At 47.7% G+C, this 22,265-nt stretch carries 17 protein-coding genes; all 17 read right to left on the reverse strand.

Going from position 1 to position 22,265, the window contains the following annotated elements; translation table 11 throughout:
- Positions 1-232 precede the first annotated feature (232 nt).
- Complete coding sequence (locus tag IEY34_RS00730) at positions 233-1,147, reverse strand: cell division protein FtsQ/DivIB (protein ID WP_189006208.1); 915 nt, start codon at positions 1,145-1,147, stop codon at positions 233-235.
- Between the two features lie 124 nt (positions 1,148-1,271).
- Entirely contained in the window at positions 1,272-2,540 is a 1,269-nt protein-coding gene (murA, locus tag IEY34_RS00735; protein WP_189006211.1) for a UDP-N-acetylglucosamine 1-carboxyvinyltransferase, read from the reverse strand.
- A gap of 15 nt (positions 2,541-2,555) precedes the next feature.
- Positions 2,556-3,461 (reverse strand): UDP-N-acetylmuramate dehydrogenase, encoded by a 906-nt coding sequence (murB, locus tag IEY34_RS00740; RefSeq protein ID WP_189006214.1) that lies wholly within the window; start codon positions 3,459-3,461, stop codon positions 2,556-2,558.
- A gap of 206 nt (positions 3,462-3,667) precedes the next feature.
- Positions 3,668-4,738, reverse strand: coding sequence for an undecaprenyldiphospho-muramoylpentapeptide beta-N-acetylglucosaminyltransferase (gene murG / locus IEY34_RS00745; RefSeq protein ID WP_189006217.1), 1,071 nt, complete (start codon positions 4,736-4,738; stop codon positions 3,668-3,670).
- A 5-nt stretch (positions 4,739-4,743) separates the two neighbouring features.
- The gene (gene spoVE, locus IEY34_RS00750) at positions 4,744-5,841 is read right to left on the reverse strand and encodes a stage V sporulation protein E (protein WP_189006220.1); all 1,098 of its coding nucleotides are present in this window, start codon (positions 5,839-5,841) and stop codon (positions 4,744-4,746) included.
- Between the two features lie 95 nt (positions 5,842-5,936).
- Positions 5,937-7,331 carry a UDP-N-acetylmuramoyl-L-alanine--D-glutamate ligase gene (gene murD, locus IEY34_RS00755; RefSeq protein ID WP_189006222.1) on the reverse strand — a complete coding sequence of 465 codons (1,395 nt, stop codon included), beginning with the start codon at positions 7,329-7,331 and terminating at the stop codon, positions 5,937-5,939.
- Between the two features lie 3 nt (positions 7,332-7,334).
- A complete protein-coding gene (gene mraY, locus IEY34_RS00760) occupies positions 7,335-8,270 on the reverse strand; it encodes a phospho-N-acetylmuramoyl-pentapeptide-transferase (RefSeq protein ID WP_189007028.1) in 936 nt (311 codons plus the stop codon).
- Between the two features lie 98 nt (positions 8,271-8,368).
- A complete protein-coding gene (locus tag IEY34_RS00765; protein WP_189006224.1) occupies positions 8,369-9,748 on the reverse strand; it encodes a UDP-N-acetylmuramoyl-tripeptide--D-alanyl-D-alanine ligase in 1,380 nt (459 codons plus the stop codon).
- A complete protein-coding gene (locus IEY34_RS00770; protein ID WP_189006226.1) occupies positions 9,745-11,232 on the reverse strand; it encodes a UDP-N-acetylmuramoyl-L-alanyl-D-glutamate--2,6-diaminopimelate ligase in 1,488 nt (495 codons plus the stop codon). The genes IEY34_RS00765 and IEY34_RS00770 overlap by 4 nt, the downstream gene beginning before the upstream one ends.
- 109 nt (positions 11,233-11,341) lie before the next feature.
- Positions 11,342-13,270, reverse strand: a complete 1,929-nt coding sequence (locus IEY34_RS00775) for a stage V sporulation protein D (protein WP_189006228.1) — start codon at positions 13,268-13,270, stop codon at positions 11,342-11,344.
- Positions 13,271-13,355: 85 nt separating this feature from the next.
- A complete protein-coding gene (locus IEY34_RS00780) occupies positions 13,356-15,638 on the reverse strand; it encodes a penicillin-binding transpeptidase domain-containing protein (protein ID WP_189006230.1) in 2,283 nt (760 codons plus the stop codon).
- 15 nt (positions 15,639-15,653) lie between these two features.
- Complete coding sequence (ftsL, locus tag IEY34_RS00785) at positions 15,654-16,088, reverse strand: cell division protein FtsL (protein ID WP_189006232.1); 435 nt, start codon at positions 16,086-16,088, stop codon at positions 15,654-15,656.
- 21 nt (positions 16,089-16,109) lie between these two features.
- The gene (gene rsmH, locus IEY34_RS00790; RefSeq protein WP_189006234.1) at positions 16,110-17,060 is read right to left on the reverse strand and encodes a 16S rRNA (cytosine(1402)-N(4))-methyltransferase RsmH; all 951 of its coding nucleotides are present in this window, start codon (positions 17,058-17,060) and stop codon (positions 16,110-16,112) included.
- A 51-nt stretch (positions 17,061-17,111) separates the two neighbouring features.
- On the reverse strand, positions 17,112-17,549 hold the full coding sequence (gene mraZ / locus IEY34_RS00795) for a division/cell wall cluster transcriptional repressor MraZ (protein WP_079420022.1): 438 nt from the start codon (positions 17,547-17,549) through the stop codon (positions 17,112-17,114).
- A gap of 125 nt (positions 17,550-17,674) precedes the next feature.
- Positions 17,675-18,811: a DUF4349 domain-containing protein gene (locus tag IEY34_RS00800; protein WP_189006237.1), complete on the reverse strand. Its 1,137-nt coding sequence runs from the start codon at positions 18,809-18,811 to the stop codon at positions 17,675-17,677.
- Between the two features lie 495 nt (positions 18,812-19,306).
- Positions 19,307-20,569, reverse strand: a complete 1,263-nt coding sequence (locus tag IEY34_RS00805; protein WP_189006240.1) for an adenosylhomocysteinase — start codon at positions 20,567-20,569, stop codon at positions 19,307-19,309.
- 12 nt (positions 20,570-20,581) lie between these two features.
- Positions 20,582-22,216, reverse strand: a complete 1,635-nt coding sequence (bshC, locus tag IEY34_RS00810; RefSeq protein ID WP_189006243.1) for a bacillithiol biosynthesis cysteine-adding enzyme BshC — start codon at positions 22,214-22,216, stop codon at positions 20,582-20,584.
- Between the last annotated feature and the right edge of the window lie 49 nt (positions 22,217-22,265).

Consider the following 22,265-nt stretch of genomic DNA (forward strand, 5'->3'; position numbering starts at 1 on the left):
TCACAATTTCTTCTATACGTATTCCACACAACCGCCATATTCCCTCTTTTTTCTACATTTTTTTGCCGGAAAAAAAGTTGTTAACATAATTAATCATTGTCAATAATGATGAGTTAATTCTCGTCTAGTAGTTGCTTGTACACCAATAAGTTCTAATAGATACCTTTTTAACCATAAATCTAATTTTAACATTAATTTAACGGATTGAGTAGTCCAACAAAACGTTTTTTTGTCAAGAAGGACGTACGGTTTCCTTTGGCGTTGGTTTGGGGGTCGGTTTCGGTGTGGCCTTCGCACCTGTTTTGCCTGCATCCTTGCCTGTATCCGCTGAAGAACTAGGCGAATTGGCAGCAGCCTTCGAATTTGCTCCAGCCTCTTTCTCACTTTTGGACTCTTCATTCGGCTCAAAAGGCACGTGATACTCGACCTCTAGCATTTTGATCACACCACTTGTAATATGATCCTCTTGTAAGCTTGCTATATAAGCAGGGAGATTGTCAATTTTCTCAGGCAAATAAGCAATTGTTGTATACACTTCAAATTGAGATCTCGTATAAAGCTTGATCTTGTCGGGATACGATTCTGAAGGATCGGGCTTGATCTCCGAAATATCGGACAAGGCACTTTCCGGAATTTCTCCCAACACTTTGCACAAGGCAGCTTTGTTGGGATCTCCGTCGGTCCACCCCGTTAGAATAGGCATATCCAAAGGGACGCTGCTTCCGGCAGCGAGCTCCACAACGGCACCGTCAGCCAGAACAGCCTGCTTCCTTCCTTCAGTTCCTATTTGAAAAGCAACTTTGGGAAACTCCTGCACGGTAATTCGGATGACGCCAGGAAAATGTTTCTTTACTTCAGCTGTTTTGATCATAGGCAATTTCGCTATACGCTGTTGGATCGTCGTTGAACTTACGGCAAAGAAGCGATCTCCTACAGCAACTTGACTAGCTTGTCCAATCGCATCGGATGCCATGAGTTCATTTCCCTGTATGTCAATCGTGCTTATGCGGCTAAGTGAAGACTGAAAAAAGAGAATAACCAGAATGGTTATAAAAAAGAGAAACAAAAAAATGAGCAGCTTCCGATTGGTACGCGCACGCGGCTTTGGGACAGCTGGCAGCGCGGGTACTTTGCGGTCTTCTGACAAAATGGGCACCACCTAATAGGTTCATATGAAAGTTTGATAGAGAAATTATCTAGATGCCAAGATGAAGAAAGCCGTGTATCCCCACCTGTAATCAGGAAGGGATCCGCGGAATTCATGCCATGTTCTACTCACTCGGTACGGGAGCTTGGCGATGTACGGAAGCTCCTAACCTTGAAAGCATATGTTCAATTCTATCATAACCTCTATCAATATGATGAATTTGCTCAACAATCGTCGTGCCATGCGCAGCCAGACCGGCGATAACAAGTGCGGCGCCAGCTCGCAAATCAGTCGCTTCAACGGTAGCTCCATACAGTCTCGGAACGCCTCGTATAAAGGCTGAACTCAAATCCACACGGATATCTGCTCCCATGCGGGACAGTTCATCTACGTGTTTGAACCTGCCTTCGAAGATCGTTTCTTTCATCACACTAAGCCCATCTGCAAGAGATAGCAGCACCATGACTTGCGATTGAAGATCGGTAGGGAAAGACGGATGCGGTGAGGTCACGATGCGTTCCACTGCCTTAGGTCTTGTCGGGCAGCTTACATGTATTATATCACCGTCGGTAATGATTTGAACACCTGCACGCTTGAGGACATGAATAACGGATGTCAAATGCGCCGGGTTTACCTTCTCCAAGGTAATATTCCCTTTCGTTGCAGCAGCTGCAACTAGAAAGGTGCCCGCAACAATGCGGTCAGGTATGATTTCATACGTGCAAGGAGACAAAGATTCAACGCCGCGAATCGTAATGGTATCTGTACCCGCTCCGATGATGTCAGCACCCATGGCATTCAGGAAATTTTGCAAATCCTGAATTTCGGGCTCGCGTGCTGCATTATAAATCGTCGTAATACCTTCCGCCCGAACAGCGGCCATCATAATATTTTCCGTAGCTCCGACACTTGGAAAGTCCAGCACGATCTCGCTGCCTTGCAGCGAATCAGCTGTACAAACAATTTTGTTAGCGAATTCTTCAATGTTGGCTCCAAGAGCCTGCAGACCTTTTATGTGCAAATCGATTTTACGTTCGCCGATCGCGCAGCCACCTGGTTGATACACAGTGACGCTGCCGAATCTAGCGAGTAGCGGACCCATAAGAAAAATAGATGAACGCATTTGTCCCATCAATTCTTCGGGGATATGTGAGGAATGAGCTGTGGATGTTGTAATGGATACACTGTGTCCCTGCTGTTCGGCCCGACAACCCAATGCGCGAAGAATGCGCAGCATGGTGTCGATATCGAGCAAATTAGGAACATTATGCAGAGTGTGAGTGCCGCTAGCCAGGATGCAGGCTGCTAAGATTGGTAATGCGGCGTTTTTCGCGCCGTGTATCTGGATGGCTCCCGTAAGAGGTCTTCCACCTTCGATAACGAGCTTCTCCAAAGTTCCACCTCCGATTTACCTCTCACCCATCACCAAAACTTCAGGTACAAGCGAGATCCCGTACTGTTGCTGTACGATCTGCTGCACTTCGTTTATGAGGGTAAGAACGTCCTCGGCTGTAGCATCACCGGTGTTAACAATGAAATTGGCGTGCAAGGTAGAGACTTCCGCTCCACCGACACGTTTGCCTTTCAAGCCTGCCTCTTCGATAAGTTTAGCTGCGAATCCCCCTGCGGGGTTGCGGAATACGCTTCCTGCGCAAGCTAAGTGTCCAGGTTGCGTGCGTCGACGCCGATCGCGGTAAGCCGCCATGGCTCCGGCGATTTCTTTGCGATCTCCAGCCTGTAATTCAAAGACAGCTTCCGTAACAATGCCGGGCAGCGTGTGCAGAATGGAATGTCGATAAGCATACTGCAAATCCTCCGCTTGCATCATGACCAATTCCCCTGTGTCCAGGATGACTTCAGCCTGCTTGAGTATGCGTGACACATCGGACCCGTGAGCCCCTGCATTCATATAGACGGCGCCTCCCACAGAACCGGGAATGCCTGAAGCAAACTCCAGTCCGGTTAAACCTTCTTTGGCTGCTAGCACGGACAATTTAATGAACGAATAGGAACCTCCTGCGTAGACCGTCGCTCCTTCGAAGCGCAGTGTTTCGAGCGCAGAGCCAAGTTTAATGACGACACCTCTAATCCCTTTGTCACTGATCAGCAGGTTAGATCCACGACCGATAACCGTCCATGGAACGCCGCGTTCATACAAGAAACGGATAGCCGCAGCTGCCTGCTCTTTGGATTTGGGGAGAATCAGACAATCGGCCGGACCACCGATTTTCCAAGTTGTAAAGGGGGCCAGTCGTTCATTCGTTCGAATCTCGCCAATATTTGCTGCCTGTAAGTCGGATATTAACTGTTGCATGGGAAAACCTCCTTCACAGAACGTAGGGCGAATTGATCTTGAATTCCAGCTTCAAGCATCACAATTTCAATGATACAAACCTTAAGGAAGATGGCCGGTCTTCCTTGTCAGGCGCTGTATCAAGCCCGTAGGTGTCTGTCACGGTTATAGTGTAGTTTATGTAAAATCGGGTAGAGTGTGACAATCGCCTATACGCTTTAACAAAATCAAGACGTTAAGCTATGCGTTTCAATCAATTCAATAATAGAGGCAACGGCATCATTCACTTTACGTGACTGCATTGCTCTCTTGTAGGACTCACGGTTCTCATGGAGAGCTTCTACACGGGCAGCAAGCGTTGCAGCTGTCAGCTCTTCTTCTTGCAGCACATCCGCATAGCCAGCTTTCTGAAATGATTTGGCATTCAGAATTTGGTCGCCTCGGCTAGCTTGGAGGGATAATGGAATGAGCAGCATCGGCTTTTCCAAAACCAAAAACTCATAAATAGACGTAGCTCCTGCGCGAGAAATAACAAGATCTGTCATTGCCAGTATATCCGGAAGCTCTTCATTCAGATATTCAAATTGCTTGTATCCGCGTGTTTTGGCATGATCAGATGAAATATTCCCTTTGCCGCAGAGATGCACAATTTGAAACTGCCCAAGCAGTCTATCCAGGTTATCGCGAACCGCTTGATTAATGATTTGGGAGCCCAGACTTCCGCCCATAACTAAAATCACCGGTTTCTGCGAATGAAAGTCGCAAAGCTGGTATCCACGAGACGCTTTCCCGCTCATTATATGCTCACGAATCGGCAAGCCGGTTAAGACGGCCTTCTCTTTCTGAACGTGCTGCAGCGACTCCGGAAAGGTTACGCAAACCTTGGTTGCGAAAGGAATGGACAGCTTATTCGCCAATCCTGGGGTCATATCGGATTCATGAATGATGACGGGCACCTTATTCATCCGGCTTCCCAGAACGACCGGGACGGAAACGAACCCGCCCTTCGAAAAAACGATGGCGGGTTTCAAACGACGAAGCAATCTATAAGACTCATATACGCCTTTCATAACTTTGAAAGGGTCTTTGAAATTTTTGAGATCGAAGTATCGACGCAGCTTCCCTGATGAGATGGGATAAAAGGAAACCCCTTCTCGTTCGATGATATCTTTCTCGATGCCTGTCGCTGACCCGATATATTTAATTTCCCAACCTAGCTGCTCAAGCCGATGCATGAGCGCAATGTTAGGTGTCACATGTCCAGCGGAGCCTCCTCCGGTGAAGACAATTGTTTTCATTTCTGTCACCTCGAATAGCGGGATATATTAAGCAGGATGCCGACGGAAGTCAGCATGAGCGTCAAGGAAGACCCCCCTGCACTTATGAAAGGCAATGTGATGCCGGTCACCGGGAACATGCCGATCACGACGCCGATATTAATAATGACCTGAACGGCAATCATGCCGATAATCCCGACTGCGATCAAACTGGCAAACGTATCCGGCGCAGTAATCGCTGCCCGCATGCCTCGCCAAACCAGAATTGTAAAGAGCAGCAGGACCAGTGTCCCGCCAATAAAACCAAGTTCTTCGGCAATAATGGAAAAAATAAAGTCTGTCTGCGGCTCTGGCAAATAGCTGTATTTCTGCCGGCTCATCCCTAAACCAAGCCCAACCAAGCCACCTGGCCCGATTGCGTACAGGGATTGAATGGATTGATAGCCCGCCCCTAGCGGATCCTGCCAAGGATCCAGAAAAGCAGTGATTCGCTTTAATCGATAGGGAGCTGCTACGATAAGTCCAATAAAACCAGCAATTCCTATCATACCTAGATACGAGAGATGAAGCAATCTTGCGCCTGAAGTAAAAATGATCAAAAGTGAGGCTCCCACGAGCACAGCCCCTGTACCGAGATCTGGCTGAAGCATGATCAGTCCGAAAGCTAGCCCCATAATGCCAAGTGGCGGGAGCAGCCCTTTCGTGAAGAGCGTAATCTTGGACTGCTGCTCGGACAGCATTTTGGATAAATAGAGAATCATCCCGATTTTCATGAATTCGGAAGGTTGAATCCCGAAAGCGCCAATACCGAGCCAGCTTCTTGCACCGCCACGAACGACTCCAAGACCGGGAATCAGTACGATAATCAACATCCCGAAACAAATGAACAATGTGATCTTGGAAATCTTTTTCCAAATCAAGTAATCCACATTCATCGTAAAGAACATCGCGACAACCCCTAAAACAGCAAAAATAAATTGCCGCTTGAGGTAGTACAGCGAATCGCCGAACTCGCGAAAAGCTAACACAGAACTCGCACTGTAAACCATAATAATACCAATTGTCAAAAGCAACAAGGTTGGAATAATAATCCAAATGTCAGGAGCGGACCGCGATTTACCCATAACAGACACCTCTTTGTGTAATGTGGACATCATCCAAATCTACACTAACGAGGAGGTCATGTTGCACACTCGCCAGACAGGTGGATAAGCCCTACTTAAAGGTTATGCACGGACTCCTTAAACATGCGTCCCCTGTCCTCATAAGAGGGGAACATATCCCAACTTGCGCACGCAGGTGAAAGCAGGACGATATCGCCAGGTTCACACATTTGCCAAGCAAGCTGTACGGCTTGAATCACCGCGTCCGCTGCATCCTTAGCAGTATCGACGGTTTCCAAGCGGCTAATCCCTGCCAGCTCAGCAATATGCGTAATTTTCTCCCGCGTTTGCCCCATGGTGACAACGCCTTTGATGCGGTCACGAAAAGTAGGCAGCAGCTCCATATAATCCGAGCCACGGTCCAAGCCTCCAGCAATGAGCACTACTTGTTGATCGAAGGCTTCGATCGATTTAATCGCAGCCGCGGAATTGGTTGCCTTCGAGTTATTGTAGAAGGTAACCCCTTCAAGCTCTCTCACGAGTTCTAGACGATGTTCCACGCCTCGGAAGCTTCTTAGTACGTCTGCTATCACCGAAGTCTGAACACCGGCTGTAAGGGCTGCCGCTGCGGCTGCCAATGCATTTTCTACATTGAAGCTGCCCGGCATTCCCATTTCACTGGCTCGCATGATCGGACTAATCTGACCTTGACCGTTCGCATAAACAAGCATCTCAGATTCATTCTCAAAATAGACGCCGTGGTCCAGCGTTTGGATCATGGAAAAAGGTACAACCTGCGCGCGAAGCGTAGGAATCAGGGCACGGCATACCGCATCATCCCAATTCAAAATCGCGGTATCCGCTTCCGATTGATTCGCAAATATTTTGGCTTTGGACGCTATATAATCATCCATAGTGCCATGATAATCCAAATGAGTCTCATATAAATTCAGCAGCAAGGCAATTTTCGGTCGAAACGATGTGGTTCCTTTCAACTGAAAGCTGCTGAGTTCCACGACCATCCAGTTGTCAGCAGTCACCTCTGGCGCTGCTTCCGTAAGCGCACGACCAATATTGCCTGCAACAACTGGCGATAGTCCTGCCTGATCCAACATTAATCCAATTAATGTTGTCGTTGTGGTTTTGCCGTTCGAGCCTGTAATGCCGATAATCGGCGCTTCACAGAATTGGTAGGCAACCTCTACCTCCGTGACGACCTCAATCCCCAGCTCAAGCGCTTGGCGAATCGGCTCTACCGAATAGGGAATCCCTGGATTCTTCACGACAAGCGCTACACCGGCATGCACCAAGGAGTCCGGATGAAAGCCGCAGACAACAGAAATACCCAGAGCCTCCAGTTCGTCGGCTTCAGGGCATGCGCTCCGCTCTTTTTTATCATTGACTGTAACGATGGCTCCTTTTTGGTGAAAAAGCTTAGCCGCAGCGACACCGCTCCGAGCCAAGCCTAATACAATCACTTCAAGTCCACGATATTCCCGCGGATGTTTCATACTCTACAACACCTCATTCATATATAATCCAAGCACGGCAAGAATCAGGCCGACAACCCAGAAAGTAATAACGACACGCCATTCCGACCAACCGACCAATTCGAAATGATGATGAATCGGGCTCATTTTGAAAACGCGCTTCCCTCTTGTTTTAAACGATACGACCTGAATGACAACAGACAAAATTTCGATCAGAAATACGCCGCCAACGATCGCTAACAGAAGTTCTGCTTTGGTCAGAATTGCCACAGCGACAAGTCCGCCGCCGATGCCAAGCGATCCTGTGTCCCCCATGAATACTTTGGCCGGATGCGCATTAAAGACCAGAAATCCTAACACAGCCCCAACCATTGCTGCCGAGAAGATGGCTGCTTCCGGCTGCGTATTATTCATCGCAATGACCGTATAAGCCCCAAAAGCGATCGCGCTTGTTCCAGCAAGCAAACCATCCAGTCCATCCGTGAAGTTAACCGCGTTGGAAGCGCCTAACATGAGAATCGCCATCAACGGGAAATACAGCCAGCCTGGGTTGAAGTGAAACTCGACAAAAGGAATGTATAAGTCCGTGCTATGACCTTCCATTACGAGCAGGTAACAAACAATGGCTGAAATCAGCAATTGTCCGAATAACTTTTGCTTCGCTGTCAGTCCGAGTGAGCGTTTGAAAATAATTTTGATATAATCGTCGAGAAATCCGACGAGACCGTAGCCGAGTGAAGCAATCAGCAGGATCAACAAATCCGTATTCTTATCGGCAAAACGAAGCGTAGCCAGAGCAAGAGCCAGTAAAATAATGACGCCGCCCATCGTTGGGGTCCCTTGCTTTTTCAAATGCCCCTGAGGGCCATCCTCACGAATTTGTTGACCGAATTTCATCCTTCTCAGCATCGGGATAAAAAGCGGCCCCATAATTAGCGCCAGCACAAAGGCTACGCCCATTGTTAATAAAATTGCGTTTTCCACGTCGGTTCCCCCTGCTCGTTTCCGCCTTCCGAAAACGATCTACTGTTTCATAATATAGATAACTCTCCAACTACTCAGGCGAGCAAAGCATTGACAACTTGCTCAAGCCGCATGCCGCGCGAGCCTTTCACGAGCACGAGATCATCCTTATCGGCTAGCGCGATTAGTTCGGCAGCAAGCTGCTCCTTCTCCTCGTAGGCGCGTACGCGCCCCTGCGGGAAGCGAGCCTCCGCTTCCTCCGCGATGAAGCGGCCCAACCGCCCGAACGTGAAGACGTAGTCTACACGTTCCGCAGACAGCATCGCGCCAATGCCGCGATGGAACTGCTCTTCGTGCTCGCCAAGCTCCAGCATGTCGCCGAGCACGAGGAACTTGCGACCGAAGCCGCCCAGCTGCTCGGTCAGCGTAATGGCCGCCCGCATCGAGGCCGGGCTGGCGTTGTACGCATCGTTCAATACGGTCAGCCCAGAGACTGCCGTCAATTTCTCGATGCGCATGCTCGTCATCTGCAGCGAGCGCAGCCCCGCTGCAATCGCGAGGGGCGAGACACCGAAGGTCTCGCCGATGGCAATAGCCGCTAGCGCATTAATGACATTATGCGTGCCTAGCAAGGGAATGAACAATTCTGGATAGCCCGGCGAATTGATCTGGAAGTACGCCCCATCCGCATCCATACGGATGTCGGTTGGGAACAAATCATTGCCATCGCCGCTGCCGAAGTGAATGCGGCGAAGCCCCTCAAGGCTTCGCTCCTCGAGCGCTTGGGCAATCAGGGGTTCATCGCCATTGTAGACGAGCCATCCATCCTTGGGCATGCCGCTGACGATCTCCACTTTGGCGCGAGCGATTTCTTCCCGCGAGCCTAGCTGGAGTAAATGCGATTCCCCGATCATCGTGATGATCGCTGCTTCCGGTTCAGCCAGATCGGATAACAGCTCGATCTCGCCCCTGCCGCTCATGCCCATCTCAACCACTGCGAATTGCGTAGTCTCCTTAAGCTGCAGCAAAGTTAGCGGCAAGCCAATATGATTATTTAAATTCCCTTTGGTTTTATGCACCTCATACGTGCTGCCCAGAACGGCCGCTACCAAATCCTTGGTCGTCGTTTTGCCGTTGCTTCCCGTAATACCAATGATTCGCACTGGCAATTGTTTGCGATAAGCTTTGGCCAATCGCTGCAGCGCTGCCAAGGTATCAGCCACCCGGATATGCGGAATGCCTGCCGGACACGCGCTATGGTCATCCTGCCATAAAATAGCCGCTGCTCCTTTGAGATGGGCTTCTTCGGCATATACATGTCCGTCAAAATTTTCTCCGATTAACGGAATGAATAAGCTGCCTGCCGGGATAGAGCGTGTATCTGTTGAAACGCCGTTAATGGCAATTGCGCCATTGTCTTCAGATACTTCACTCCCCAACATCACTGCCACTTGCTCTAATGTACGTTGGATCATCGTCCTCTCCCCCTTATCGCAGCCTTAGCCACTAACCGATCGTCGAAATCATGCTTGACACCCATGATATCCTGATACGTTTCGTGGCCTTTTCCCGCTATCAATATTACATCTTTGGGGCCTGCCCCATCAATAGCCTTTTGTATCGCTTTTTTGCGATCCACGATGAATTCAACTTTTTCTGCGGGATAGTTAACTTCTTCCAGTCCTGGACGAATATCTTCGAGAATGGCCGCTGGATCTTCCGTTCGCGGGTTATCTGAAGTTACATACAGCAGGTCGCTGTACGCAGCCGTCACCTTTCCCATGATAGGTCGTTTGGTCTTATCGCGGTCACCGCCGCAGCCAAAAACGGTAATGACCTTGCCTTCTGCGAATTCTGCGATCGTAGACAAGGCATTCTCTAATCCGTCAGGTGTATGCGCATAATCGACCAAGACGAGGAATTCCTGACCTTCATTGACCACTTCCATACGGCCATCTACAACAGCAATACTCTCTAAGCTATTCCGAATAGCTTCAAGCGGAACGTTCTCTGCCAAAGCTGAGGCAATCGCCCCGAGGGCATTATACACATTGAATTTCCCCACTAATTTCATTTGGAAATAGGCTTCGCCCGCGAACGACACAAGCTTGAATGACGTGCCTTTGGACGTGATTTGGATATCTGTCGCGCGCACATCGCAATGATTTTCGATGCCATATGTAATAATCTGTGCTGCTGTCAGCCTGCTTAACGTTAGGGAAGCTGCATCATCCGCGTTCAGAATGGCATATTGCCTTTCCTCGGGATTCAGTGAGAAGCCGTTCCCAAGTCTGGAGAACAAGAGCCCTTTGGCCGCAGCATAAGCTTCCATTGTTCCGTGGTAATCCAAGTGATCCTGCGATAAATTCGTAAAAATCCCTGAACGGAAATGAATCCCCTTCACGCGACCTAATTCTAATGCATGGCTGGAAACTTCCATAAGGCAATAGTCCGTCTTCTGATCGCACATTTTGCGAAAACTGCTTTGCAGATCAACAGCTTCCTGGGTAGTCCGCTCCATCTCATAGTAGGTATCGCCGATCTTCATCTCAATGGTCCCCATGAGACCTGTCACAAAGCCTTGATCACGCAAGATTCGCTCCAGCAAATACGTCGATGTCGTTTTACCATTAGTTCCCGTAAAACCAATTATTTTCATTTCTTTACTAGGATAACCATAGAAATGAGCGGATAACACCGCCATGGCATATCTGGCATCTTTGACGACCAGTTGCGGGATCGGGAGATCGAGCACTCTTTCTGTGACAAGCGCAGAAGCCCCAAGCGCAATCGCTTTTGGGGCATAATCATGGCCGTCTGCGGTTAGGCCGGGGATACATAGGAACAAGTAGCCCGGCTTTATTTTACGAGAGTCTGCTTCAATCCCCGTAATGTCTGTTTCAGCATTTCCATGTATATGGGTAATGAGCAATGCGGAAGCAAGCTCCTGGAGTTTCATGAGCAACCCTCTCCTTACGAGTTTTGTATCTATTATGGACAATTTTATGCAGATGGAAAAGCGAAACATGTCTTATTTGAAAATCTTTTTCCACCGTCTCTCCACTGCCTCACTGCGGAGGCGCGTTATCCGAGAGGAAAATCCGAATCGTTGAGCCTTGATCGACCCTTGACCCTGCTTTCGGCGCCTGACTGATGACATATTTCCCGTTTCCTGACTTCGCCAGCTTAAAATTCATGTTCAGATCTTCTAATATATCATCAACTGACGCTCCAACCAAGTCCGGCACTTCCACAATCGGAATTTCACCGTACCGGTACTCTTTGTTGAGCTGCGCTTTGTCCGGTTCAACCTTCATATAACGCAGGGCGTCAGCCATCATATTCTTAACTAGAGGCGCTGCGATCAGACCGCCGAATTGAATGCCTTTCGGATCATCCACAGCCGCATAAATGACAACTTTGGGGTTATCCGCAGGCGCAAAGCCAATGAACGAAACGATATGCTCATCCGGTGAATAGCGTCCATTCACAACCTTCTGCGCAGTCCCTGTCTTGCCCCCGACACGATAGCCGTCGATGAATGCATTGCGTCCCGTACCGAGCGCTACTACACTCTCCAGCGCTTCTCTTACCTGCTTCGAAGTTCCCTCCGAAATCACATTTCTCACAAGTTGAGGCTCCACAACATCGACAACCTCACCTGTATCTGGATTCGTAAACGACTTAGCAACATAAGGTTTAAACAGCTTCCCTCCGTTAATCGCCGCAGATACCGCAGTGATTTGTTGAATCGGCGTCACAGAAACCCCTTGACCGAATGCCGTAGTAGCTAATTCTACGGGACCAACCTGAGACGGTTTGAACATAATCCCGTTCTCTTCCCCGGCAAGATCAATGCCCGTCTTTTTGCCAAAGCCGAATTTGGAAATGTAATCAAACAGCTTTTCCTTGCCTAACCGTTGACCCATCACAACGAAACCTGGGTTGCAGGAATTTTGCACCACTTGCAGCATCGTTTCGCTGCCATGACCCCCACGCTTCCAGCAGCGCAGCCTCGCTCCGCCAACTTCTATAAAACCTGGATCATAAAATTGTTCATTTTTGAGATCTACCTTTTTTTCCTCTAAAGCGGCTGCCAGCGTAATAATTTTGAACGTGGAACCTGGCTCGTACGTTTTCCAAATCGGCAAGTTTCTGTTGTAGGTTTCGGCTGCATACTCCTTATAATTGCCTGGCTCATAGGTCGGTCTGCTGCCCATGGCCAGAATCTCTCCATTGTTAGGGTCCATCATAATCGCAACGACATTCTGCGCCTGATACTGAACCATCGCTTGATCCAGTTCTCTTTCCATGACGGATTGCAGATGGCTGTCGATCGTCAATTTCACATTGAGCCCATCCTTCGGACTTCTGTAGGTATCTGTCGTCCCTTGAAGAACTCTGCCAGCTGCATCCGCCATATAAGAAATACTGCCTGGAATTCCCGTTAATTGACTGTCGTACTTCGCCTCAATACCTGTCAACCCTTTATCAATGCCGGCAAAACCAAGAATGTGCGCTGCCAAAGTGCCGAACGGGTAGTACCTTTTGTTATCCTCTGCCACGACAATTCCCGGAATATGAAGATCGCGAACTTCCTGCGCTTTCTCAACCGTTATTTTGCGTCCAGATGGTTTTATATAGTTTTTGGATGCTTTTTTCGTAATCTGTTTGTAAATGTCTTCTTCATTGCCCTGCAGCACTTCAGCCAGTTTGGCCGCAACGCTGCGAGGATCTTGAAGTTGTACGGGAATGGCTAGAATCGTTGGTGTGCTCATACTATAAGTCAATGCAATGCCATTGCGATCTTGAATTTCGCCACGTTTGGGCGCGAACGGAATTTCCCTTCGCCAGCTGTCTTCTGCTTTGTTCGCCAAGTCTTGTCCAATCCAGAGTTGGACATAGGCCAGACGGAAGATAAGAGCGGTGAAGATGACAGTGCCAATGATGAGCGCAGTGAACAGTCTGCGACGAACGGTAACGTTAGAAACACGCATGAACGTTCAATCTCCCTTCCCAAATAAATCAAGTCATTCCTAACATGACTATTCGGGACAAACAGGGGTTAGAACAAGCTCTCCGTTAAGGTGTTTTTTTCCCGGCCGTACGCTGATCTTCTAGTTTTCCTTTTGGCGCAGGCACCGGTGTAGAAGACGCATTCTGCGCATCCGTTCCCGCCGACTTCTCACTAAGCGGTTTGAGCTGCAAGGTTACGCTGCGCCCTTCTCCATCGCCAGCCGCTGTTTGCTCCGAAACGTACCCCTCACCGGACGTTTTGCAATCCACTTTGAAGAATGAGCAAGCTTCGACCGCATCCCGCAGGGATCGTCCTACCAAGTTGGGCAGCGGCATTTCATCCACAGCTTGCATAGCCACATAAATTCGTTGCGTGGACAAGATTTCAGTTCCTGCTTTCGGAAATTGATCAACAACCTTCGTGCCTTTACCGAATACTTCCAGTGACAAGCCGCTTTCTTTGGCTGTTGCTTTGGCGCTTTCCGCTGTTGCTTCGGCCAAATTGGGAACCGTCAGCTTATTCGCTTCTTTGGCGACCATCTGAGTTTGCTTACTGGAAGCCACACCCATATATTGCAGGGACTCTCCTACGATTTCTTTGAAAGCCGGCGCTAAGACTTGGCCCCCTAAATGATAGTTCCCTCCCAAATCAGGTTGATCTGCGATTAAGGTAACTAAGATTTTGGGATTCTCTACAGGGGCATACCCGATAAAGGAAATAACCCATGTATTCGGCGAATACGTTTTTTCACCAGGTCGAACGAGATTCGCTGTTCCGGTCTTTCCTGCTACACGATAACCTTCCATATAGGCAAGTTTGCCTGTACCGATCTCTTGGTCAGAGACAACTTGCTCTAGATATCCGCTTACCTGATTCGCTGTTTTCTCGCTAACGACTTGTCTTACCACTTTGGGCGGAAAAGATTGAATTGTTTTCCCTGTTTTCGGATCGATAATGTCTTTGACAATATGCGGCCACATCAATTTCCCACCGTTAGCAATCGCTGCATAGGCAGCTGTTTGTTGAATAGCCGTAACGACTACTTTCCCCTGACCATAGGTCGCAGTTGCTATTTCAGGCTTATATTTCATATCGACTAATCCCGAAACTTCGTTCGGCATATCAATATTCGTTTTTTCCTCAAAACCAAATTTGGTAATATAATTTCTAAATTTGGCTTCAGTCAATTTTTCTAAACCGAGCTTGACGAAGGCCACGTTGCTTGAGCGTTTCAAGCCGTCCAGAAAAGAGATCTTCCCCCAACCCACATAGTTATGGTCATGAAGCACTCGATCCGCTACCTGAATTTGACCGGATTGATACATTTCCGCAGGATTGAAAACCCCTTCTTCGACAGCGCCTGCCAGCGTTACAAGTTTGAATGTCGACCCTGGCTCATAGCGTGAAGCCACAGCGCCATTTTTGAAATCAGCCTGATCCTTAATATTCCAATAGGTATTGGGATTAAAAGTCGGCGTATTCGCCATTCCTAATATTTCCATCGTCTGCGGATCAACGGCAATCGCCGTCAAACTCTTAGGATGCCACTTGTCATTCACTTTGGCTAACGCGCTTTCCAAATAGAATTGAATATTCTTATCAATCGTTAGTCTAACATTATTGCCATCTACCGCTGGCTTGAAATCGACCTTGGCATCAGGCAATTCTACGCCTTTGCCATCTTTCTCATAGCTTAGCATGCCAGGCACACCTTTGAGCGTATCGTTGAGCTTCAACTCCAGACCTAGTGCAGCCTCGCCTTCTTTATTCGTATAACCAAGAATATGAGAAGCTAGCGATTCCCCAGGATAATAGCGTTTCTTCTCTTCCAAGATACTGATCCCAACATTCGTTTTCGTCGATTTATTGAGCTTCGTTTGCAAGGTTGTGATAAAAGCGCGGACTTTATCAGCTTTCTCCTTATCAATCTTCCAGCCTTCATTCCGAATTTCTACACTTACGGCAAAATCAGTCCCATCCGGCTTCATTTTCGTTGCCCGGTCACGGATTTTGTTCACAAGCGCAGGTTTGGTTTCATCCGATTCTTTCAAAATGCCAGCTAGTCCTTGCACAATTTCTTCTGCAATATGAAAGCCATCTATGATTTTGGGATTAAGCGCAATGGTGTAGGCGGTCGCTTCCACAGCCAGCGCTTTGTCGTTCCGATCCATAATCGTTCCTCTGACCGGCGCTATGACTCTATCAGTCTCCCATCTCTTCTCTGCGCCTTCCAGCAACCAGGCAGCTTCGACTACTTGGATCCAATAAACTTTAGCAATAAGGACAACAAAAAGAAGGGTAAAGAACCCTCCGATGAGTAGTGAACGCAGCTTAATTTTTTTTGTCATATCGATACCTGCCCGTTACGGTTTAGAAGCAATTTTCGTATTTTTGCTGCTGCTTGAGTTCGTCTTTGCTTTGGGAGGCGTCACCAAGCTTACTTGCTTCTCATCTTGCAAATTAAACCCGAGACGCGTAGCTTCCCCTTTTAAACGATCAGGACTTTGCAGCTTTTCTACTTCTTGTTTCAAAGCGCTGTTTTGCGCTTGAATTTCTTTAATCTCACTTTGCATTTTCAAAATACTTGTATTCATCTGATAAATGGCCGCATAGCGCCAAATAATCACACCAGCAACAATGACACAAAGCACGACTGTAAAAAGATAGAGCATTTTTTCTTGTGTCGGCAAGGATTTATTTCGATAAACAACCTTCGTTATCTCCTTTATTTTAACCTTTGGTTTCGCAACGGTACGTTTTTGATCAAGAGCTAAATTGCCTTGGATGTAAGATGGCATTCATTCTTTCCTCCCCTTGTATCAAAGCTTCTCAGCGATCCGCAGTTTGGCGGATCTGGCTCTCTGATTAACATCGAGTTCATGCTCACTTGGTATAATCGGTTTGCGAGTCACCAATTTAACCGTTCCTGTTTTCACACAAACACAAAATGGAAGATCAGGTGGACATGTACACTTCTCTACATTTTTCACAAAAAATTGCTTGCAAATGCGATCCTCCAACGAGTGGAAAGTAATCACTGCAACGCGCCCCTGCGGTGCAAGACAACGAACCGATTGCACTAACGCTTCTTCAAAAGCTCCTAACTCATCATTTACCGCGATACGTAATGCCTGGAAACTCCGTTTAGCCGGATGACCTCCTGTTCTTCTTGCAGCTGCGGGTATCCCTTCTTTGATCAACTCTACCAATTCACCAGTTGTTTCAATCGTCTTTTTCGTTCTCGCTTCGGCAATGACACCTGCGATACGTCTAGAAAACTTCTCTTCGCCGTATTCAAACAAGATGCGTGCAATTTGCTCTTGCGGCCACTCATTGACAATCGTTTTGGCTGTTAACACGGTGGAACGATCCATTCTCATATCGAGTTCAGCATCATGATTATAACTAAAGCCCCGCTCGCCATCATCTAGCTGTGGGGACGAAACGCCAAGATCAAAGAGGATACCGTCTACTTGCGGTACACCGTCTCGCAAAGCTCTGGGCTCATTCTGGAGCACCTTTTCCAACTCTCTAAAATTGCTTTTCACTATTTTCACGCGATCCAGATAAGGAGCCAGCACCGATTGTGCGTTGGCTAATGCAATATCATCTTGATCTAACGCAATCAGCAAGCCTTCGGGACTTAACTTGGATGCAATCAAGGAGCTATGACCCGCTCCCCCCATCGTACAATCCACGTAAACGCCATCCGGCTTTATATGTAAACCTTCAACAGATTCTTCTTTAAGTACCGTCACATGATGAAACACTTGGTGTCCTCCTAAGAGCTTTGCTTTGAGCAAAGCTCACTTCGTAAGTATCTATAAATCAAAATTGAAATCGACGAGTTTCTCTGCTATTTCATTAAAGGATTGTTCCGATTCATTGGCATAGCTTTCCCAAATTTGCTTACTCCAAATCTCAACTCGGTTCGAAACGCCGATAACGACGCAATCTTTCTCAAGCTTGGCGTGATCAACGAGATTCCCTGGGATGTTGGCTCTTCCCTGTTTATCTAGGTCGCACTCGGTAGCACCGGAGAAGAAGAAGCGGGTAAAAGCACGCGCATCAGATTTCATAAGGGGCAGCGCTTTGAGCTTCTGTTCGAGTATCGCCCATTCTGACTGCGGGTACACGAATAAGCATTGATCCAAACCGCGGGTGATAACAAAGGACTCTCCAAGGGCTTCACGAAATTTGGCCGGAATGATCATACGCCCCTTTTCGTCGATGCTATGTTGATATTCACCCATGAACATAGCATCCGCGCCCCCTTTCCCTCCACTTTGTACCACTTTCCACCACTTTTTAATCATAATTCGCTAAAAATGAAAGAAATCCTGCTAGAAGCGCAGGATTTTCAAAATTATTTTCAATTATGGGTCTATTCTATGTCTTTTGTTGCTTGCTGCTCCTCATCCAATGCGTTCAAAGATGCATTTTGCGCTTTAAGCTCATTTCGCATCGCGACCAATTGTTTATTCCGTTTGCGTCTGTAGGCCCAAATAGGCCCTCCTATGAGGAGACCAATGACGATAACTGGAAAAGCTGCCGCCAGGAAAACGAGGATCCCTTGCATCACAGTAACCAGTACATTCAGACTGGAGTTCCACGCTTTTTGAATCCGCTCTTCTAACGTTGACTTATTGGGATCAGAGAGCAGCGGCTTGTTGCCCGTTTGTTGATACATGCGAAGTTCAATGGTGGAAAAAGCAACATTTTGATCCAAATATCTCATTTGCCCTTTGATCTGTTCAATCGTCTCTTGCACCTTGGACAGTTCATTGGAAAATGCCAACAAATCATCTGTTTTCACAGCTTTCTCCATAAAACTAAGCAAGCGGGTTTCAACTAGCTGCTTCGCCTTCAGCCGGGAGCTTAAATCGACGTATTGTTCCGTCACATCCTGGCCTTGCACACTTCTCTGGAGGGAAGGACTCATTTTCTCCAAGCCGTCCAGCAAAGAGACAAAGCCATTCGCTGCTACTTTGATCGTATACGTGCCTCCACGTTCCCCTGTATTGGCATTCTCCGAGAATTGAAGGATATAAGCGCCGCTAAGTGCGACTAAGTCGCGAAGAGCTGTCTGAGACTTGCTGTAATCCTCTACTGGCATAACCAAATTAGCCCGATAAATCAATTTGCGATTAAAACCTGCCGCTTCATCGCTGCCCGTGGCTGGCATCACCGTGATTGCCGAGGATTTACTACCTCCAGGCGCTGTATCCGCCGATGACTTCTCTACCACTTTTTGCCCGCTCGCAGCAGCTTGCGCCGCGGGAGCTCCCGCCGCCTTCGCATCCGATTGCGTCGTTACACTAAGCTGCATACTGTCAGCCATCGCATCGTTCTTCATTTCAGATGCTGAAGAAGATTTCGATGAATCTTTAGCTGCGCTGCAGCCTGCCAGCAGCGCAGCCAGCACAGCTGTCGCTATCAGCACTGTCAATCCCTTGCCTACTCGTCCACGCGTCACGGACCGCTTCAAATCCTTGCTTGCTTTACGTTTAAAGACCCCCATACAAGCACCCCTTTTGCTTCCAAATATAGGTTATACCCCCTTTAAACGGAGATACCCTGCAAAAGGTTGCACACATCCCGTCAAGAAAAAAACCTCCGGATCAGGAAGTTCAACCCACGGTACTCCTTACGATCTTTTATGACAAACACCACTCGAAATGATGGACTTGAAAACCTTACGAACTCCATTCCCTCTATCCGCTCAAAAACACTCCTTCTGAAAATCTAGTGAACTCCAGATGCTCTATTTCAAACAAATGATCACCATTTCGCCAATAAAGTGCCGGGTAGCGCCAACTCCGTTCATTAAATCTCCAAAGCAGCCATTTTCCGGTCTATAAGAATCATACAGTTCATTATATGCCCTTGAGGATACCGAAACCGCCAAAGCAAAGAAGCCTGCGGTGGACGTCAATAAATAAAGAGTGAGCTTCGCCAACCCTAGAAAAAAAGCCCTCCAGTCCACCAAAGTGGTCTGAAAGGCTTCCATTCAATCTTAATGCTCGGCCCAGCTGTCTAAATACATTTTTTGTTCTTCCGTCAAGAAATCGATGCTCGTTCCAAGCGACTCCAGCTTAAATCTCGCTACTTGCTCATCCAGGACATAAGGAACATTCACAACGGTTTTACCCAGTTTCTCATATTCATCGTTCACATATTTCAAAGACATCGCTTGAAGCGCAAATGTCATATCCATAATTTCCGCCGGGTGGCCATCGCCAGCTGCAAGGTTGACAAGACGACCTTCCGCCAGAATGTAAACTTTGCGGCCATCCGTTAATTGATATTCTTCAATGTTGCGTCTAACTGTGCGTTTGGAAGAGGACATTGCCTCTAGTTCTGGTTTGTTTACTTCAACGTCAAAGTGGCCGGCATTCGAAAGAATCGCGCCATCTTTCATTACTTTGTAGTGCTCCCCGCGAATGACATCACGGTTGCCTGTTACCGTTACGAAGAAATCGCCTAATTTAGCTGCTTCCAACATCGGCATAACGGCAAAGCCGTCCATGTAGGCTTCAACGCCTTTAATTGCGTCAATTTCGGTAACGATAACATTCGCGCCAAGACCTTTGGCCCGCATAGCAACACCTTTGCCGCACCAGCCGTAGCCGACAACAACAACCGTTTTACCCGCAACAACCAAGTTCGTTGTACGATTAATCCCGTCCCACACGGATTGACCCGTTCCATAACGGTTATCGAACAAGTATTTACAGAAAGCATCATTCACAGCTACCATCGGGAACTCGAGCTTGCCTTCTTTCTCCATTGCTTTCAAGCGAAGAATACCCGTCGTCGTTTCTTCCGCTCCGCCGCGAACTTGAACAGCCAAATCTTTACGCTCGGAATGCAGAATGGAAACCAGATCCCCGCCATCATCAATGATAAGATCTGGCTTTGTTTCAAGCGCTTTGATCAACAGCTCCTTGTACTCTTCCGGACTCGGGTTGTACTTGGCGAATACGGTAATGCCGTCTTCTACCAATGCCGCACAGACATCATCTTGCGTAGAAAGTGGGTTACTGCCTGTAATCGTAACTTCCGCGCCGCCCGCTTTCACAACTTTGGCCAAATAAGCCGTTTTTGCTTCTAAATGCAAAGAAATAGCTACTTTCAGGCCTTTAAATGGTTGCTCTTTCTCGAATTGCTCGCGAATACGATTCAAAACAGGCATATGCGCCTGCACCCAATCAATTTTCAAATGACCTTCTGGCGCTAACGCCATATCAGTTACAATACTTTTTTCTACAGTTGTCATGTATGTTTCCTCCTATAAATAATAAACGCGATGTAAGCCATCTACAGGTATTGAAGTCTCCACTAAATTACGAAGCCAATCATTCCCATATCGATTCATATAAGCACACCCATTATACACTCTTTCTTGCGGCTTTGCTAACGGTAAGATCGTAAGTCGAATTCGTTCCAACTGTCTCAGCGCGGCGTCGAATTGTGTTTTGTAAGCATCGCCAGCTTTATTTTGCAAATAGTCGATTTGCTCAAGTATTTTTAGCAGATTCGTATCCCCCAGCTTTTTGACACCGGGATTGATCGCAGCTAACGACTCGACTAATGGCGCATAACTTTCACGGAAATCCTTTTTCGCAGCATCGAAACGCTCGTTCAATTGCAAAGTATCCTGTGCATCCAACCACGCCTGTTTCTTTTCTTCAAAACGCTCAAGCACGTCCTCTAAAGCAATATCATACTTATTCATTTGCTTCTGAACCGTGCCTTCGATGAGGGTGAATTCTAAACGCGGCACGATGATCGGCATTTTCATCCCAAATTGCTCAAACGCCTGTTTCGTCAAAGCCCAGTAAGCAATTTCACCTGGCCCCAACACCGTCGCGAGAACAGGGAACAGAAATTCTTGCATCAAAGGGCGCGTCATAACGTTGTTGCTCAGCTGTTCCGGCGTAGTCACTGCGATATCATGCAGCTGTTCTTTGGTATACAGAAAGTCATTTTTCTTATCGGTAAAAAGTTCTCCCTCACGTCGCAAGAGAAGACGCTGTCCTCCGGCAAACACGAAAATATTGGCTCCGTCCTCCGCAACATCTGCCTGAACTTGATAGCCAGCCTGCTTTACCTCATCTTGACTTTTCAGCAGCGAAGCTGTTAATGCTTCATTCTGAAGAACAATTTGTTCGAACATAGACGATTCCAGCGCGCGCAGCGCCGGCTCATCCGAATCGATAAGGACAAGTCCGTATTCGCCAAAAATAACTGCCATCCAGCGCGCAAAGGCATCGGACAAAGAGGCTCCGCCTACCACAGCCTGTTCCAGCTTGGCAAGCAAGGACGCTTTGAACTCTGTATCCATGAGGGATTGATCCAAGGCTTCCAGCGCTTCTCTCCACGTTTCAGGGGCGATAGGCAGCTTACTGACCGACGTGCGAATCCCTGTGGGATGATCGATCTTGATTTTGTCAATCTGCTGCGCTTGTGTCAGTGTATATATATGGTTTACCTCATCAAAATCATGATCCTCGCCAGCAATCCAGAAAACAGGAACTACCGGCCTTGCCAATTTGGCACTCCACTGACGAGCCGATTGAATCAGGGTTATCGCTTTATACAATACCAATAGCGAACCGCCAAACAATCCCGCTTGCTGTCCGCCAACGACGGCTAACGCCTTCTTATCCGCAAGAGCGGCAACTTGATCCAATGCAGCCTGCGAATTGCCAATACGTTCATTGTAGGCTCGCAAAACTTCAACCAATAGGCCACGATCGGCGATTAATGGATGATTGCTTCTCTCCAGCCACTGCACACGGGATTGCCAGTCATCCGAGTTCCCGAAATGATAGGGAAATAACGTTTGAGCTTGATCCGCTTGAACGATGTAGTCTTCGGCCAGAATCTGATTTTTCTTCCAATGAAAAGTTTCCATTTGCATATGCGACTTGTGTCTCCTCTTCACAACAAATAAAACAACTATGTTCTGA

Source organism: Paenibacillus marchantiophytorum, from assembly GCF_014640555.1.
Lineage (GTDB): Bacteria > Bacillota > Bacilli > Paenibacillales > NBRC-103111 > Paenibacillus_E > Paenibacillus_E marchantiophytorum.

Coding starts and splice junctions, on each gene's coding strand:
- murB (WP_189006214.1), bottom strand. CDS start 3,461: ATGCAACAGTTAATATCCGACTTACAGGCAGCAAATATTGGCGAGATT.
- murG (WP_189006217.1), bottom strand. CDS start 4,738: ATGAAAACAATTGTCTTCACCGGAGGAGGCTCCGCTGGACATGTGACA.
- spoVE (WP_189006220.1), bottom strand. CDS start 5,841: ATGGGTAAATCGCGGTCCGCTCCTGACATTTGGATTATTATTCCAACC.
- murD (WP_189006222.1), bottom strand. CDS start 7,331: ATGAAACATCCGCGGGAATATCGTGGACTTGAAGTGATTGTATTAGGC.
- mraY (WP_189007028.1), bottom strand. CDS start 8,270: ATGGGCGTAGCCTTTGTGCTGGCGCTAATTATGGGGCCGCTTTTTATC.
- IEY34_RS00765 (WP_189006224.1), bottom strand. CDS start 9,748: ATGATCCAACGTACATTAGAGCAAGTGGCAGTGATGTTGGGGAGTGAA.
- IEY34_RS00770 (WP_189006226.1), bottom strand. CDS start 11,232: ATGAAACTCCAGGAGCTTGCTTCCGCATTGCTCATTACCCATATACAT.
- IEY34_RS00775 (WP_189006228.1), bottom strand. CDS start 13,270: ATGCGTGTTTCTAACGTTACCGTTCGTCGCAGACTGTTCACTGCGCTC.
- IEY34_RS00780 (WP_189006230.1), bottom strand. CDS start 15,638: ATGACAAAAAAAATTAAGCTGCGTTCACTACTCATCGGAGGGTTCTTT.
- ftsL (WP_189006232.1), bottom strand. CDS start 16,088: ATGCCATCTTACATCCAAGGCAATTTAGCTCTTGATCAAAAACGTACC.
- mraZ (WP_079420022.1), bottom strand. CDS start 17,549: ATGTTCATGGGTGAATATCAACATAGCATCGACGAAAAGGGGCGTATG.
- IEY34_RS00800 (WP_189006237.1), bottom strand. CDS start 18,811: ATGGGGGTCTTTAAACGTAAAGCAAGCAAGGATTTGAAGCGGTCCGTG.
- IEY34_RS00805 (WP_189006240.1), bottom strand. CDS start 20,569: ATGACAACTGTAGAAAAAAGTATTGTAACTGATATGGCGTTAGCGCCA.
- bshC (WP_189006243.1), bottom strand. CDS start 22,216: ATGCAAATGGAAACTTTTCATTGGAAGAAAAATCAGATTCTGGCCGAA.